This window comes from Aquimarina penaris (assembly GCF_040786285.1).
In the GTDB taxonomy this organism is placed as follows: Bacteria; Bacteroidota; Bacteroidia; order Flavobacteriales; family Flavobacteriaceae; genus Aquimarina.
In genome coordinates, this window is the sequence record NZ_JBFMKQ010000001.1 from 1,524,558 (window position 1) to 1,539,634 (window position 15,077).

Sequence of the window (15,077 nt, forward strand, 5' to 3'; positions counted from 1 at the left end):
AACGTTCAAAATTGGATATAACTTAGATAAACAATAATACAAACGATTACATTTTTTTTAAATGAAGATTAGTTTTTCTATTGTGTTAATACTTTGGATATTTGTAAGTAATCAGTGTTTTATTTAAGTTTTACATTGTTTTTTTAGGAGTTTTAATAAGAATTTCACTTCAATAAAGATCATTACCTGAAAATAGTAAGATATGGCTAAAAAATATATCATAGCATTCGATCAAGGGACTACAAGTACAAGGGCAATAATTTTTAACAATTCTGGTGAGATCTGTGGTGTTGCCCAGAAAGAATTAACACAGTATTACCCAAAACCTGGTTGGGTAGAACACGATCCGCAAGAGATTTTTACACATCAAGAGGAGGTTTTTAATGAAGTCCTTTCAAAATCAGGGATATCTAGTAAAGAAATCGCCGGTATAGGTATAACAAATCAGCGTGAAACTACTGTGGTTTGGGATAAGAATACGGGTATACCCATATATAATGCTATAGTTTGGTTGGATAAGCGAACCACCAAAATTTGTGAGAACCTTAAATCTTTAGGATTAAGTGAGTATGTATCTAAAAATACTGGATTGGTGATCGATTCTTATTTTTCTGGAACTAAGCTAAAATGGATTCTTGATCATGTAGAAGGAGCGAGAGAAAAGGCTTCAAAAGGAGAGCTCTTATTTGGTACTATAGATACCTGGTTAATCTGGAAATTTACTAATGGCGCAAAACATGTAACAGATCATTCTAATGTGTCTAGAACCCTACTTTATAATATTATTGACCTGGATTGGGATCAAAAACTGTTAAATGCTCTGGATATTCCTAAATCTGTTCTTCCAGAGGTGCAATGTTCTTCTTCAGATTTTGGGAACATTAATTATGAGGGTCATGATATCCCAATTTATGGAGTGGCAGGAGATCAACAAGCCTCTTTGTTTGGACAAGGAGGGTATACATCGGGAATTGCCAAAAATACATATGGTACAGGTTGTTTTATGTTGCTGAATACTGGAAAGAAACCATATAGATCTAAAAATGGTTTGCTAACCACATTGTGCTGTAGTTTGCCAGAGGATACCATAAAATATGCATTAGAAGGAAGTATTTTTGTTGGTGGAGCATCGATACAATGGTTGCGCGATAAGCTTCAGGTTATCGATAATGCAGCAGAAACAGAGGCCATATGTACATCTACAAATTCTTCAGAAGACCTGTATGTAGTACCTGCATTTGCAGGATTAGGAGCACCGCATTGGGATATGGAGGCCAAAGGGGCCATCTATGGGCTTACGTTAAATTCTGGTAAAAATGAAATTATTAAAGCTACTGTAGAAGCTTTGGCATACCAAACACGTGATGTGCTTGAAGCAATGGTTGAGGATAGTGGAAAACAAATGAAAGAACTTAAGGTTGATGGAGGAGCATCTGCAAATAATTATTTGATGCAATTTCAGGCTGATATTCTTAATGTAGATGTGGATCGTCCAAAAATGTTAGAAGTAACTGCTATGGGTGCAGCTTTTCTAGCAGGAATTAAAGCAGGAGTATGGACCAAAAAGGATATTTCGAAAATAAGAGCTATCGATACTGTTTTTAAACCTAAAATTGCAGAATATGAGCGAAACAGGAAATATGTGGGCTGGCAGCTTGCTGTAGCTCGTACCAAAACAGTAAATAAAAATATGCTATCGGTAAAAGAGGAAGGGCCGGTTCGTTTCTCTGTTTTAGACCGTCGTGAGCAACTTCATAGAGCAAGAAATGAAAAATATGACCTAGTTGTTATAGGAGGAGGGGTTACTGGTGCTGGAATAGTTTTAGACGCTGCCTCTAGAGGTTTGAAAGTTTGTTTAATTGAGAAAAATGATTTTGCATCAGGAACCAGTAATAAATCTACCAAACTCATTCATGGGGGATTACGATACTTAAAACAAATGGAAATTGGTTTGGTAAAAGAGTCTGGTAGCGAGCGAGCTACTGTGCATAAACTTGCTCCGCATCTCGTAGTTCCTGAAAAAATGTTACTCCCGTTAATCGAAGGAGGAACATATGGTAAAGTTATGGCATCTATTGGATTAAAAGTATATGATTTTCTGGCTAATGTAGAAGGTGATGATAAACGAAAAATGCTTAGCGTAAATGAGACTCTGGCAAAAGAACCCTTGCTTAATAAAAGTGGATTAACTGGAGGGGGGTATTATGCAGAATATAGAACAGATGATGCACGGCTTACTATAGAATTATTAAAGAAAGCTGCTTCTTTTGGAGCTAATATTATCAATTATTGTGAGATGACTACTTTTAATTATGGTGATGATGATAAGATTAAAAGTTTACAATGTATAGATCATAATACTAAAAAGGCCTTTACTGTAAAATCAAGAAATTATGTTTCTGCAGCCGGACCTTGGGTAGATTTATTGCGGGAGAAGGATCATTCAATGAACAGTAAACATCTTCACTTAACAAAAGGAGTGCATTTGGTGTTTTCAAGAAAACGATTTCCACTAACACAATCCATTTATTTTGATGTACCAGACGGGAGAATGATTTTTGCTATCCCAAGAGGTAGAGCAACTTATGTTGGTACTACCGATACCAACTATAATTCCAACCTAAATCGAGTGGTGGCTACACAAGATGATGCTTCGTATTTACTTAAAGCAGTAAATCATATGTTTCCTAGTTTAGAACTTACTAATGAGGATATAGAATCTAATTGGGCAGGTTTACGACCATTGATTCATGAGGATGGAAAAGATCCTTCAGAGCTATCAAGAAAAGATGAAATTTTCGTATCAAAAACGGGATTAATATCAATTGCCGGGGGTAAACTTACCGGATATCGCAAAATGGCACAACGAGTAATTGATACGGTACTCAAGACAATGAGTGCAAAAAGAAGAGATACCTTTTCTAAATCATATACGCAACAGATACCATTAACCAGTACACCACTTAAAGATACAACAGAGGTAAATGAATATTTAAATCAGATTACTCAACAGCTCAAAGAGTTACAAATTGAAGATCCATATTATGGCTGGTACTTAGCCTCGACCTATGGTAAACAAGCCGACATCATTATTGATAAAGTAAATTATTTTCTAAATGATTCTATGGCAGAAAAGCTAATACGAGCCGAACTTTGGTATAGTGCGCATCACGAAATGACGAATGGTTTAGCTGATTTCTTTGTTAGAAGAACAGGTAGGCTTTATTTTGATATTGATAGTGTACATAAATACCGATCATTAGTACAGGAAGACCTTATAAAATATTTAAACTGGGATGAAACACGCCTTAAGGCTGAAAATGATTATTTGGATCTTTTACTAGAGGATGCAACTACATATTATGAAAAAGAGATTGAATAAAGTATACAATATTTTGATTTAAAATCTGCCGACTACTCCAATTTGATTAGCACCCACACGTAGATTCCATCTGATTTTATTCTTTTTATTGCCATAAACGTAACGCTTATCTTTTTTTAGATAATTGTCAACGCTATCTACAATAACAACACTCATCACAAGACCAAGGGTTACATCGGTTAACCAATGAGCACCATCCCAAAGACGAGATACTGGAGTAATCATTCCAAGGGCATAAATACCTCCTTTTACAAACAAGTTATCAAACTGTTTTGCAAATGCATGGGCGGTGGTAAATGATAGAATTGCATGTCCTGAAGGAAAAGAATGGAAGCCCGCTTCACTCGAGTTAAATTTAAAACTAAGATTACCTTCACCTGTTAGAGGTCGGGCACGACCTACTAAAGTTTTACTTACCGTTTGAAGTAGCCCACCAGCGGTGGCCGATGCAATAAGAAGCACACCAGTTTTTCTTATTTTTTCATTTTTTGTTAGCAACCCTAGAGTGTAAACACTACTTGTTAAACCATAGTTTAAAAGAGGTTTTCCAAAACGAAACCCAGCCTCTTTTATAAGATCAGGAACGCCATCTCCTTGTTTTGCAAAGACATCATTTGCAGGTTCATCAACTGCCAGTAAAATAGCATTTCCGGCCATGATCCCTCCAAAGGTAAGCCAATCTTTTCCTTTCCATCGTATAGGATTGGTATACACATGTTTTACACCGCCATATACGGATGCACCATCATATTTCATCATTTGCCAAATCGTCATCTTGTTTTGCGAATCCTTTATATTCAGACTATCCTTGGTTTCTTGAGAATCGCTAGTGTTTTCGGTATCTTGCGAATAAACAGTATAAGTAGTTAGTGTTATTAATATACCTAGCAATAGGGCTTTGTAATACGTCATAGTATAGATTTGCTCGGTAAAAATAATAACTTATTCATAACTACCAATATTATGTAGAAGTGTTAACAACAAAAAATCCGAACAAAATTTGTTCGGATTTTAAGGAGATTGCTCTCAAATAAGTATAACATAGATGATTCAGTACCCCCAGAAACATCCTTATCCTTATTAAAGATATCTACCTACCATGCTAGAAGTTTTGTCATGCATACCAACCGATCTCAGGTTTGGGTTGTATTTAACTTCTCCAGGAGCAAGTATTAGTGTATATATTCTTCCTCGATAATTATCATGTTCGAAATACTGAGCTAGATATCCTCCAGCACTAAAATTTGTTACAATTGCAGAAGAAATCAGATCATTAAATCCATGTGGTCTTAAGCTAGGGTATGCAAAGTTACCTGTACCTCCCAAAGGAAATCCTCGATAATTTTCGTGTTGGTAACCTGTACTTTTAGCTACTCCAGATTTTTCGTTTACCACCCCGCTTTTGCTAGATAGTGAAGAAGTTTTTGCTTTAATTAATGTATTAACCTCGGCTATTTGATCATATAGATACATAGTATTTTCATCACTTAATTCAACAACATGACTAGATGAAATTGCTTTAATTAGATCTTCGTTAAGACCAGTTTTATCAATTTCTCCCTGTTGATTTATCTGAACAGTATAGGAAATACCTTTATATACAATTGTTTTAGATTCTGTTAACTCTACTGCAGTGGCTTCTTCTATTGCAATGTCTTCTTTACTACAAGAAAACATTACAAGACTTAAAATGATTAATGTGAAAACTTTTTTCATAATTATTAGGTTTAAAGGTTACTTACTCTATCAAAGGCTTTTCGGTTTCCGCCTGTTTATTTCGCAATACTATTTTTTAGTTATGATGTTGTGTTTATGTCGGATTATAATTGATATAGAAATCAAGTTAGTTGGCTTAACAGTTTCAAATCTAGGGAGAAGAACATACCAAAAACAAGGTGTTGTTCTTGATATTTATAAATATGTAGCATAGATTTATAAATATCAGGAAGTATTAAATTCCTAGTTTTAGAATATTGCGAATGAATTTTATAAAAGGCAATAATCGACTTAATGTTTAGTATTGCTCCCAGTTGTATACTCTAAAAACGTTAGGTTTATTACTATTTTTTTTAGTAAGGAAGTATTATTTTGATATCTTGCTTATACTAGTAATACTTAGGTAGATCACCATTATGTTAACACCTAAGAACCATTTAAAAATATAGTATGAATAAAATTTTATTGTATTGTATTATCACAGTATTAATGAGCAGTTATTATACATGTCTTGCTCAAAATAATAATGCTGAAATACCTCATGATTCTTTAAAAGTGAAAACTTATCAAGAACTGAAAGATAAGTTTCAAGAAAATGAAAACAATCCCAATTTAGCTAACATTTATGCGATAGCTTTTCTTCATCAGGCTAAACAAAAAACAGATACTATAAAGATGGCTGAAGGATATTATCTTTTGGCCTCTAATCAATCTGAAAAGTATGCAATGAGCTATATCGACAGTATCGTGACTCTCACTAAAAACCTTGGCGATAAGGAGTACCCGGGATCGGCTTATATCTTAAAGGGAAATATCTTTTTTTTACAAAGTAACTACAAACAAGCTTTTGAGCAGTATCTTATAGCTACAGGGTATGCAAAGAAGAGTGGAAATGAGTTGCAATATCTAACGCTAAAATTTAACATAGGGTTATTAAAAAATCAATTGGGAGAAAGAGAAGAGGCTCTAGAAGTGTTTAGAGATTACGTTAAATATATTTCTGAAAAAAAATTAAAATATGATCATATACGATACAATAAAGGCTTGTATGCCCTTTCAGAAGCTTACACTTATAATGGCAAGCTAGATTCTGCCGAAATTTATATTAATGAAGGAATTAAAGAAACCTTAAAAACGAATGACTTAAACATGTATTACCTGTTTGTTTTTCAATCAGGTGTTAATTTTTATTTCCAAAAAAAATATAGATCAGCCATTGATAGCTTATCAAAAGCAGAAAAACAATTCACAGCTTCTAAAGAACAGGATAAAAAAGGAATTGCTATTTGTAATTATTATATAGGTAAATCCCTAATTGAATTAAATAATACTATTAATGGCATTTATTATTTTAAAAAAGTAGATACTATTCTTAACGAGATTGAAGATGTTACTCCCGAATTAATAGACACATATAATGTTTTAGTAGCATATTATAAATCTAAGAATGATGACAAAAACCAGTTAAAATATATTAATTCCTTATTAAAGTTTGATAGTATATTAGAGTATAATTATAAATCCTTATCAAATAAAATTATAAGAGATTATGAATCCAAAGAGCTTTTAGATGAAAAAAATCAATTAATTGATAAATTAAATCGTAGTAAATTTTCTTCAAAAAAACTTATTATTGTCTTTACGGGGATTACGTTACTCTTAATGGCGATAGTTTTTTTTGTTGTTAGAAAAAATTTGATTTATAAAAAAAGATTTCAATCTCTAATAAATCAAAAAAATAATGGCTCTAAAAACACTCATGATGAACAGCTAAAACTAGCAACCAAGAACACAAATTTGCCAGAAGAATTAGTAAAGGAGGTTTTGGAAAGATTAGAAGCTTTTGAACAATCAAAAAAGTTTTTGAAAGAAAAGTACACCCTAAATAGTTTGGCTAAAGAATTAAATACAAATAGCAGTTATTTATCAAAAATAATTAATGAAACCAAGCAGATCAATTTTGCTAATTATTTGAATGACCTAAAAATTGAAGTTGCCTTAGATAGGTTGACTAATGAGAAAAAGTTTAGAGCATATACGATCAAAACAATTGCCTCTGAGGTAGGTTTTAATACCGCTCAATCTTTTTCATTGGCATTTTACAAAAAAACAGGTATTTATCCTTCTTATTTTATTAAACAAATCGAAAATCGTAATGATTAGCGTTGATTAAATGGATTCATAGTTTTTCTTAGAGTCATGATTTATAAAATCGGAGAACAATTACATTTTTACAGTAGTTTTTTGGTTATATTTAAACAAAACCTATTAATAATTTTGACGTAATGAAAAACCAAAAAAATACACAGACTTCTAATACACTAACGTTAGAAAAATGGCAGGTTGCAAAACTAAATAACAACAATGCGATAAAAGGAGGAAAAGATCATAATTGGTTTGGTAATTCGGGTACCTCAGGATGTCCAACAAAGCCTCCTCATTAAATCTTAATTATTTTTTCGAACCCATCAAGTAGTTAACGATTTTAGCGTTTAAAGTGAAAAAATAAAAACCCGAACATGTTGTTCGGGTTTTTTTAGATAAGATTTCTAAGAATAGTATCTAACTTTTTAATATTGGGTTTTGGAATATTTTTTATAAAGGATATATTTGTCCGTTATAAAAAAATTACATAGCTTTGTGGCATAAATAGTTTATATATGTTTTCAAAGTCTTGTGAATATGGTCTTAGAGCGGTGATTTTTATCGCTCAACAAACAACTCAGGATAATAAAGTGAGTTTAAGTACTATTTCAGAAGAAATAAATTCTCCTCAAGCTTTTACAGCTAAAATTTTGCAACAGCTTACACGCAATGATATTGTGAAATCAATAAAAGGTCCCTACGGAGGATTTACAATAGAAGAAGCTAAAATGGAAACAAAACTAAGCGAAGTCGTTAGTGTCTTAGATGGAGATTCAATCTATACAGGATGCGGACTAGGGTTAAAACAGTGTGATGCCAGTTCTCCGTGTCCGCTACATTTCAAATTCATTGAAATAAGAGACAGCCTTCGGGATATGTTAGAGAGTACATCGCTAAAATCTATTGCTAATGATATGAATTTAGAATCAACAATACTAAAACGATAAAAAAATTTAATTATAAAAAGGATAAAAAGATCTTTTAATCTTTTATGAAAAATATAAATCAACATAAATACGCGATAGCAGTCACTTTTATTTGGATAGGTTTTGTTTGTGCTATAAGCTTTATGGAAGCTTGGTTAAAGTTTCAAGCACCCGGGATTACCACCAATCTAGGTTTGGGAATAGGGCAATTAGTTTTTAATGCACTTAATAAAGTAGAAATCGTTTGCGCCATACTTGTAGGGATACTTCTATTTTTTTCAAAGAATAGAGGAAAAATTTTTATTTCTGTGTTCTTTTTAATCCCACTACTCATTTTAAGTATACAAACATTATGGCTACTGCCTGCATTAGATCATCGCGCAGATTTAATAATTAAAGGAATAGATGTGCCTAAAAGCAGACTACACCTGTGGTATGTGGTATTGGAGATAGTAAAAATAATAAGCCTATTTATTTACGGGAATAAACTTTTTCCTATGAGGAAAAATCAATCGAATAACTTTTAAAATTAAAATTATGAATATAGGATCTCTTACAGAAAACTTGATATACAAAGAAGATAAACCCGCTATAACGGTTTTGCTAAAAACAAAAACTTCAAAAGAAATAAGAATTGTTATGAAAAAAGGGCAAGTAATGAAAGAACACAAAGCTCCCTTTCCTATAGTTATTGAAATATTCGAAGGAACAATTGATTTTGGTGTTAATAGTGAGAAACAACTTCTTAAAAAGGGAGACTTAATCGCATTAGATGAGAATGTACCTCATGATCTAAGGTGTATAGATGACTGTATTGTTAGATTATCGATTTCTAATATGGATACTACAGACAGAGTTAAAAATTTAATCTAAGCAACCTTAACCATTTAAAAATATAGAAATGAAGAAAATTTGGATTGGATTTTCCAGTGTAGTAATACTATCATTTATTGCATTAATATGGGTCGGAACAGAAATCTACCAAACCCAACCACCTATACCAGAGTTAGTTATTGTTGAAGAAACCCAAGAAGTTGTATTTGCTAAAAATGATATTCAAACAGGTCAAAATGTTTGGGAATCGATTGGAGGAATGGAAGTAGGATCCATATGGGGGCATGGTAGTTATGTAGCTCCCGATTGGACCGCAGATTGGATACATAAAGAAGCGGTGTTTATGCTAAATGCATGGGCACAAAAAGATTTTAATACTAGTTATGAAAGTTTAGAGGTAGAAAAAAAGGCAGCAATAAAGGCTAGACTAATTAAAAATGTAAAAACAAATACCTATAAGGCTTCCGATCAGAGTATTACCGTATCAGCTGCGCGATTTGAAGCCATAAAAAATAATTCGGCGTATTATGCTACTATCTTTTCTGAAGGTCATGAACAATATGCTATCCCAGAGGGTGCATTGGTCGATACAAAAAAACTAGCACAGTTAAATGCATTTCTATTTTGGACTTCTTGGGCTGCAAGTACAAACAGACCAGACAAGCAATATACATATACTTCTAATTGGCCTCATGAACCATTAATTGACAATACCATTACACCAGATTCACAAATTTGGTCTGGATTTTCTGTAGTATTGTTGTTATTGTTTATTGGCATACTTGTCTATTATTATGTTAGAAATCACGAAAAAGGAGAAGCTTTAGTATATCCAGATAAAGATCCACTTACTAAAATCGTATTAACAAGGTCTCAAAAATCAGTATTAAAGTACTTTATTGTCATCTCTCTACTCATCGGATTACAAATTGTTCTGGGGATTTTAACGGTTCATTATACAGTAGAAGGTCAAGCTTTTTTTGGGGTTGACCTGGCAAGTATTTTACCCTACTCGATAACCAGAACTTGGCATACACAACTAGCGGTATTTTGGATAGCAGCAACCTGGTTGGCTACAGGATTGTTTTTAGCCCCAATGATTAGTGGTAAAGAAATGAAATTTCAGGTTTTCGGAATCAATTTTCTCTTCATTGCATTGCTCATTATCGTATTGGGCTCAATGCTTGGCGAGTGGTTAGGAGTGCATCAGTTTTTAGATCTAACCACCAACTTTTTCTTTGGTCATCAAGGCTATGAATATATGGATTTAGGTAGATTCTGGCAGCTTTTTCTTGCTGTTGGATTGGTTTTATGGGTGATTATGGTAGGTAGACATGTGCTTTTTGGTATCAGAAAAAATGATGATGCTAAACATTTATTGATCATACTGTTAATATCGGTTATTGCTATAGGTATGTTTTTCTTCTCTGGATTAATGTATGGTGAGAATAGTAGTTTACCCGTAATTAATTATTGGAGATGGTGGCTGGTACATTTATGGGTAGAAGGTTTCTTTGAAGTTTTCGCAACAGTAATTATAGCATTTGTATTCTTAAAAATGAAAATCCTTTCTGCTAAAACTGCCGGCAAAGCTTCTATTGCATCTGCCACTATATTTTTAGCAGGAGGTATCATTGGTACACTTCATCATTTATACTATTCTGGTACTCCTGTTCAAGCTATTGCTTTGGGAGCTACTTTTAGCGCTTTAGAAGTAGTACCGCTTACTCTAATGGGATTTGAAATAAGAGAGAATTGGAATTTATTGAAATCTAACCAATGGATGCAAAAATACAAATGGCCTATATTTTTCTTTATCGCTGTGGCATTTTGGAATATGGTTGGAGCAGGTGTATTTGGATTTCTTATCAATCCTCCTATCGCATTATACTATATCCAAGGGTTAAACACCACCGCAGTTCATGCACATACAGCACTTTTTGGAGTCTACGGTATGCTAGGTATGGGATTCATTATTATATGCTTGCGATTTTATTCTAATAGAGTATGGGATACCGTAAAACTAAAACGAGCTTTTTGGTTCTTAAACATAGGACTAATCACCATGGTAGTACTTAGTTTACTTCCTGTAGGGATTATCCAAGCTTACACTTCTATTACTAAAGGATACTCTTTTGCCAGAGATGCTGAGTTGTTGTATTCACCCACAGTACAAACGTTGAAATGGCTAAGAATGATAGGAGATATTCTATTTTCTATAGGGATATTTTATTTCTGCTGGTTTGCTATACAAGAAACGATCTATTGCCTTAAAAAAGACAAATTAAATTCTGAATCATCGCAGAACACCGTGACTTCGGAACTGAAGAAAATATTCTAAAAAATGAAAGAAATACGCAATAGGGATGATGTTTTTGTATTGGTATCAACTTTTTACAGAGCAATTAGAAAAGATGAGTTACTGGGTCCAATATTTAACGATCATCTGTTAGAAGAACAATGGCCTGCACATCTAGAGAAGCTTACAGATTTTTGGGTTACTGCATTATTTGGAGTTGTCTCTTTTAAAGGTAACCCAGTACAAGCGCATCGAAATGTAGACAAAAATTTAAATCATACTATGGATCAAGTTCATTTTGGAAAATGGTTACAACTGTGGTTTAGTACAATAGATGCTCTATATGAAGGGAAATTAGCGCAAAGAGCAAAAGATGCAGCAAGAAAAATGGCAACAAGCCAATATTTGGCTATTTGGCGACATAGGCCATAGCAATAATACAATATAGTAATTAAACAATTTAAACAACTAGAGCTATTTGGCTTCAGTTTTAAAAAAAAAGTAATATGAAAATTTATCAAAATTATTTAGAGGAGTATAAAAAAGGAATTATAGGATATTCACCGCTGGCAATTATCGGACAAAGTTGTATAGGGTCTGTAGCTGCAATGTTTATATTAATGAATGGAAATTCGATGCTACAAATGATCCAACTATTTATAGTAACAATCATGTGCATGTTTTATAATGGTGCAATTCTATCACAACAGAAGCCTAAAATAAGCTTTAATCTTCTTATCGTTAGTGTAGTGTTTAGCATAGTTATCACAGTTTTAAACTTAATTTGATACAAGTCTTTACGTTTTTTTTAAATAGAACAAACAAAACCCAGAAATCATGGAACAAAAAGAAATATGGTTAACGAGTTTAATTACAGAAACGCCTCAGGAAGGGTTCGAATTAGCAATAAGACTTTCTAGAATGGGAGTTAAATCTACGCAACCCGATATGGAAGTTTTAAAGCGATTAAGACAAGAATATGCGAATAACGCTTCTGATCTTACAGCAGCTTCGCATGTTATAGCTATTAATTTTCAAACCATTTCTGCTGCAAATAATTACTGGCGATAATGAATTAAACAAACCAGAATATATAAGAGATTAGAGATCAAAAATAGAACCGCTATCAGTAGTAAATAAGTCGATTAACATTAGAAATTTTAACTGTATTTTCTTACTTTAGAAAGCTATTAATTTTTAATTTTTTTAGAACATTGCACGTCGAAAAATTCTCACCAGAAATTAATAAAGTCTACCAGATAGAAAAGCATACTCTTATTCACATTCTATCAGGAGAAGGGAGTATACAAGTTGATTTTAATACTTATTATGACTGGCAACAAAAGGGGATTTTTTTAGAGAAAGGACAATATATAAAATTCTTATCGGATAGTTTTTTAGTGAGAAAAATAGAGTTTTCTGACGAAAATAAATTTTACAATGATGAAGTTCGCGTATTATTTAAGCATTTAATTTCTTTGGGATACATTGATTTAGAGGAATGTGATGACTGTAAAAAGTTCCTTTCAGAATCTGTACTTGCCGAAAATTCTGCAAATATCATAGATATATCTTCAAAACAATGGTATTGGCAAAACCCTTTTAAGGCCAACAAAGAAGAATATCAAATAATCTTTGACGCAAAAGAAATCATAGACAAGGAATATTCAAACTCCTTAACTAATCGTGATTTAGCGGAACTTATTAATCAAAGAGGTTATAATGCTCAAACATTGATCAAAGATAAAATTGGGTTGTCGGTTAAAAATTTAATGAGCGCCAAAAAACTTATCGAAAGTCAAAAAGAAATAGCATTTACAGATAAAAGTATTCAAGAAATTTCTTATCAATTAGGTTATAAAGACGATGCGTATTTTAATCGTGTATTTAAAAATGCCACGGGTGATACTCCTAAACAATTTCGTGAAAATTTTGATTTTAAAAATAGAGACTTATTTACCCAAGACATTATAGCACTTCTTAAAGAATACCATACACAAGAGAGGTCTCTAGGATTTTATGCTGATAAGATGAATATGTCTATAAAAACATTAGCAAAAAAAGTACAATCGAAAATGAATGTTTCTCTTGGACAGTTAATTCGATTAGAAATTATTAATACGGCTAAGCTTATGCTTATTAATGGCGAAAACATTACGCACATTTCTAGAACTCTTGGTTTCGAAGAACCTAATCATTTTTCAAGATTCTTTAAACACTACTCTGGTGTAACTCCAACCGATTTCAAATTTAAAAAGTACAATTTATAGTACTTTTTTTGTACTATCTACTCTTCTCTTATCCTTCATCTTTGTAGTGTATTAATTCACTAAAAAAATAAAAAGATGAATATTAAAGATCAAGTAACAAAAATGGATGCAATAGTGAGTCAAGGAGCTATTGTAGATGCTGTAAAAGAATTTTTTGCAGATGACGCCAACACCTCAGACTACGGAAATGGCGCAACAAATGGAAAACCAGAAATGGTTGCAAAAATGGAAGGTTTTGCCGGTGCTATTGCTAATGTAAATGGCATAACACATCATCACTCAATTGTTGATGGAAACGTTTCTGCTTCAGAATTTACATTTGATTTCGATATGAAAGATGGTAGTAAAATCTACTGGCATGAAATCATTCGTAGAATTTGGAATAGCGAAGGAAAAGTAATTCAAGAAGAATATTTCAACGCAGAGTAATTAGAAAAAAATTAAAACTTAAAATAATAATTAAAAAAAACAAAAATGAAAATTTTAAAATCATCCTTAGTATTAGTAACATTTTTATTAGCAACGACTTTATCTGCACAAGATAAAATGGCTAACAATATAGATAATAGTAATATCGCACTCGCTGGTTATAGTCCTGTATCGTATTTAGATTTAGGACTAGCTCAAAGAGGAAATAAAGCATACAAATCTGAATATCAAAAAGTGGTATACTACCTTACTTCAGCAGAGCAAAAGGCAGCTTTTGACAAAAACCCTGCAAAATACTTGCCTCAATACGGTGGTTTCTGCGCATTTGGTACATACGCAGGGGCAAAGTTTAGAGTAGATCCAACTAAATTTATTGTTAAAGATGGAAAATACTATTTGTATTTGAATAATGTAGAATTGGACGCAAAACAATTATGGTTGGCAGAAAATAATCATAGTAAACTAAAGAGTGTGGCAGATAAAAACTGGAATAAATTAAGTAAGACACATAATTAATATTTGTGCAGATTAAGTAACAAAAAAGTGCAAACCTAATAGTTTGCACTTTTTATTACCCTCTTCTTTTTAAACAAAAAGTACAATAAGAAGTAATTTTTTTGTAGCGTATAAGTAGTGATTATCCATCATTTTTGACATATAATAATTCACTAAAATAATAATAATTTAAAATTTTAAAATCATGAAATTCATAACCAAAAGAATACACGCCTTTTTAGATTACCCTGTTGCTATTGCATTAATAGTTCTCCCTTTTTTACTGGGATTAGGTAGTTCTAACCCACTTGCATTACAACTTTCTGTAGCTACAGGAATCGCAGCATTTATTTTAACACTATTAACTGATCATCACCTAGGAGCATTTCGTGTGGTGTCTTATCGAATTCACTTGATTGTTGATTTTTTGGTTGCGATAGTGTTTATTATCGCTCCTTTTATTTTTTCATTCGAAGGAATTGATGCGTATTACTATTGGGTTAATGGTGCTGCCGTACTATCGGTAGTTAGTATGCATAAGCCAGAAATGGCAATTTAATTTCTGCTATATGATACGAAAG

Annotated in this window: 16 protein-coding genes; 14 read left to right on the plus strand and 2 right to left on the minus strand. The window is 32.5% G+C overall.

The features are described from left to right. The first annotated feature begins 202 nt into the window (after positions 1-202). Positions 203-3,382 carry a glycerol kinase GlpK gene (gene glpK, locus ABW637_RS06355; RefSeq protein WP_367583806.1) on the plus strand — a complete coding sequence of 1,060 codons (3,180 nt, stop codon included), beginning with the start codon at positions 203-205 and terminating at the stop codon, positions 3,380-3,382. Positions 3,383-3,400: 18 nt separating this feature from the next. Here glpK and ABW637_RS06360 read toward each other — a convergent pair whose 3' ends face one another. Together ABW637_RS06360 and ABW637_RS06365 are read right to left on the minus strand one after the other, a co-directional pair. Continuing rightward, positions 3,401-4,294 carry a phosphatase PAP2 family protein gene (locus ABW637_RS06360; RefSeq protein ID WP_367583807.1) on the minus strand — a complete coding sequence of 298 codons (894 nt, stop codon included), beginning with the start codon at positions 4,292-4,294 and terminating at the stop codon, positions 3,401-3,403. Between the two features lie 168 nt (positions 4,295-4,462). Further along, positions 4,463-5,098, minus strand: coding sequence for a beta/gamma crystallin family protein (locus tag ABW637_RS06365; protein ID WP_367583808.1), 636 nt, complete (start codon positions 5,096-5,098; stop codon positions 4,463-4,465). 450 nt (positions 5,099-5,548) lie between these two features. Here ABW637_RS06365 and ABW637_RS06370 point away from each other — a divergent pair, with 450 nt between their 5' ends. From ABW637_RS06370 to ABW637_RS06430, 13 genes are all read left to right on the plus strand, one after another. Further along, positions 5,549-7,261: a helix-turn-helix domain-containing protein gene (locus ABW637_RS06370; RefSeq protein ID WP_367583809.1), complete on the plus strand. Its 1,713-nt coding sequence runs from the start codon at positions 5,549-5,551 to the stop codon at positions 7,259-7,261. 122 nt (positions 7,262-7,383) lie between these two features. Further along, positions 7,384-7,542 carry a hypothetical protein gene (locus ABW637_RS06375; protein ID WP_367583810.1) on the plus strand — a complete coding sequence of 53 codons (159 nt, stop codon included), beginning with the start codon at positions 7,384-7,386 and terminating at the stop codon, positions 7,540-7,542. 216 nt (positions 7,543-7,758) lie between these two features. Further along, a complete protein-coding gene (locus tag ABW637_RS06380) occupies positions 7,759-8,190 on the plus strand; it encodes an RrF2 family transcriptional regulator (RefSeq protein WP_367583811.1) in 432 nt (143 codons plus the stop codon). Positions 8,191-8,234: 44 nt separating this feature from the next. After that, the gene (locus ABW637_RS06385) at positions 8,235-8,696 is read left to right on the plus strand and encodes a hypothetical protein (RefSeq protein ID WP_367583812.1); all 462 of its coding nucleotides are present in this window, start codon (positions 8,235-8,237) and stop codon (positions 8,694-8,696) included. A gap of 10 nt (positions 8,697-8,706) precedes the next feature. Then, positions 8,707-9,042 carry a cupin domain-containing protein gene (locus tag ABW637_RS06390; protein ID WP_367583813.1) on the plus strand — a complete coding sequence of 112 codons (336 nt, stop codon included), beginning with the start codon at positions 8,707-8,709 and terminating at the stop codon, positions 9,040-9,042. Between the two features lie 28 nt (positions 9,043-9,070). Next, on the plus strand, positions 9,071-11,344 hold the full coding sequence (locus ABW637_RS06395; RefSeq protein ID WP_367583814.1) for a nitric-oxide reductase large subunit: 2,274 nt from the start codon (positions 9,071-9,073) through the stop codon (positions 11,342-11,344). Between the two features lie 3 nt (positions 11,345-11,347). After that, a complete protein-coding gene (locus tag ABW637_RS06400) occupies positions 11,348-11,734 on the plus strand; it encodes a group III truncated hemoglobin (protein WP_367583815.1) in 387 nt (128 codons plus the stop codon). A 74-nt stretch (positions 11,735-11,808) separates the two neighbouring features. Continuing rightward, a complete protein-coding gene (locus tag ABW637_RS06405; RefSeq protein WP_367583816.1) occupies positions 11,809-12,090 on the plus strand; it encodes a hypothetical protein in 282 nt (93 codons plus the stop codon). A gap of 49 nt (positions 12,091-12,139) precedes the next feature. Further along, positions 12,140-12,373 carry a hexameric tyrosine-coordinated heme protein gene (locus ABW637_RS06410; protein WP_367583817.1) on the plus strand — a complete coding sequence of 78 codons (234 nt, stop codon included), beginning with the start codon at positions 12,140-12,142 and terminating at the stop codon, positions 12,371-12,373. Positions 12,374-12,516: 143 nt separating this feature from the next. Continuing rightward, positions 12,517-13,572 carry a helix-turn-helix domain-containing protein gene (locus ABW637_RS06415; RefSeq protein WP_367583818.1) on the plus strand — a complete coding sequence of 352 codons (1,056 nt, stop codon included), beginning with the start codon at positions 12,517-12,519 and terminating at the stop codon, positions 13,570-13,572. Between the two features lie 75 nt (positions 13,573-13,647). After that, a complete protein-coding gene (locus ABW637_RS06420) occupies positions 13,648-14,001 on the plus strand; it encodes a nuclear transport factor 2 family protein (RefSeq protein WP_367583819.1) in 354 nt (117 codons plus the stop codon). Positions 14,002-14,046: 45 nt separating this feature from the next. Next, on the plus strand, positions 14,047-14,517 hold the full coding sequence (locus tag ABW637_RS06425) for a YHS domain-containing (seleno)protein (protein WP_367583820.1): 471 nt from the start codon (positions 14,047-14,049) through the stop codon (positions 14,515-14,517). Positions 14,518-14,701: 184 nt separating this feature from the next. Further along, a complete protein-coding gene (locus ABW637_RS06430) occupies positions 14,702-15,055 on the plus strand; it encodes a hypothetical protein (protein WP_367583821.1) in 354 nt (117 codons plus the stop codon). The last annotated feature ends 22 nt before the right edge of the window (positions 15,056-15,077 follow it).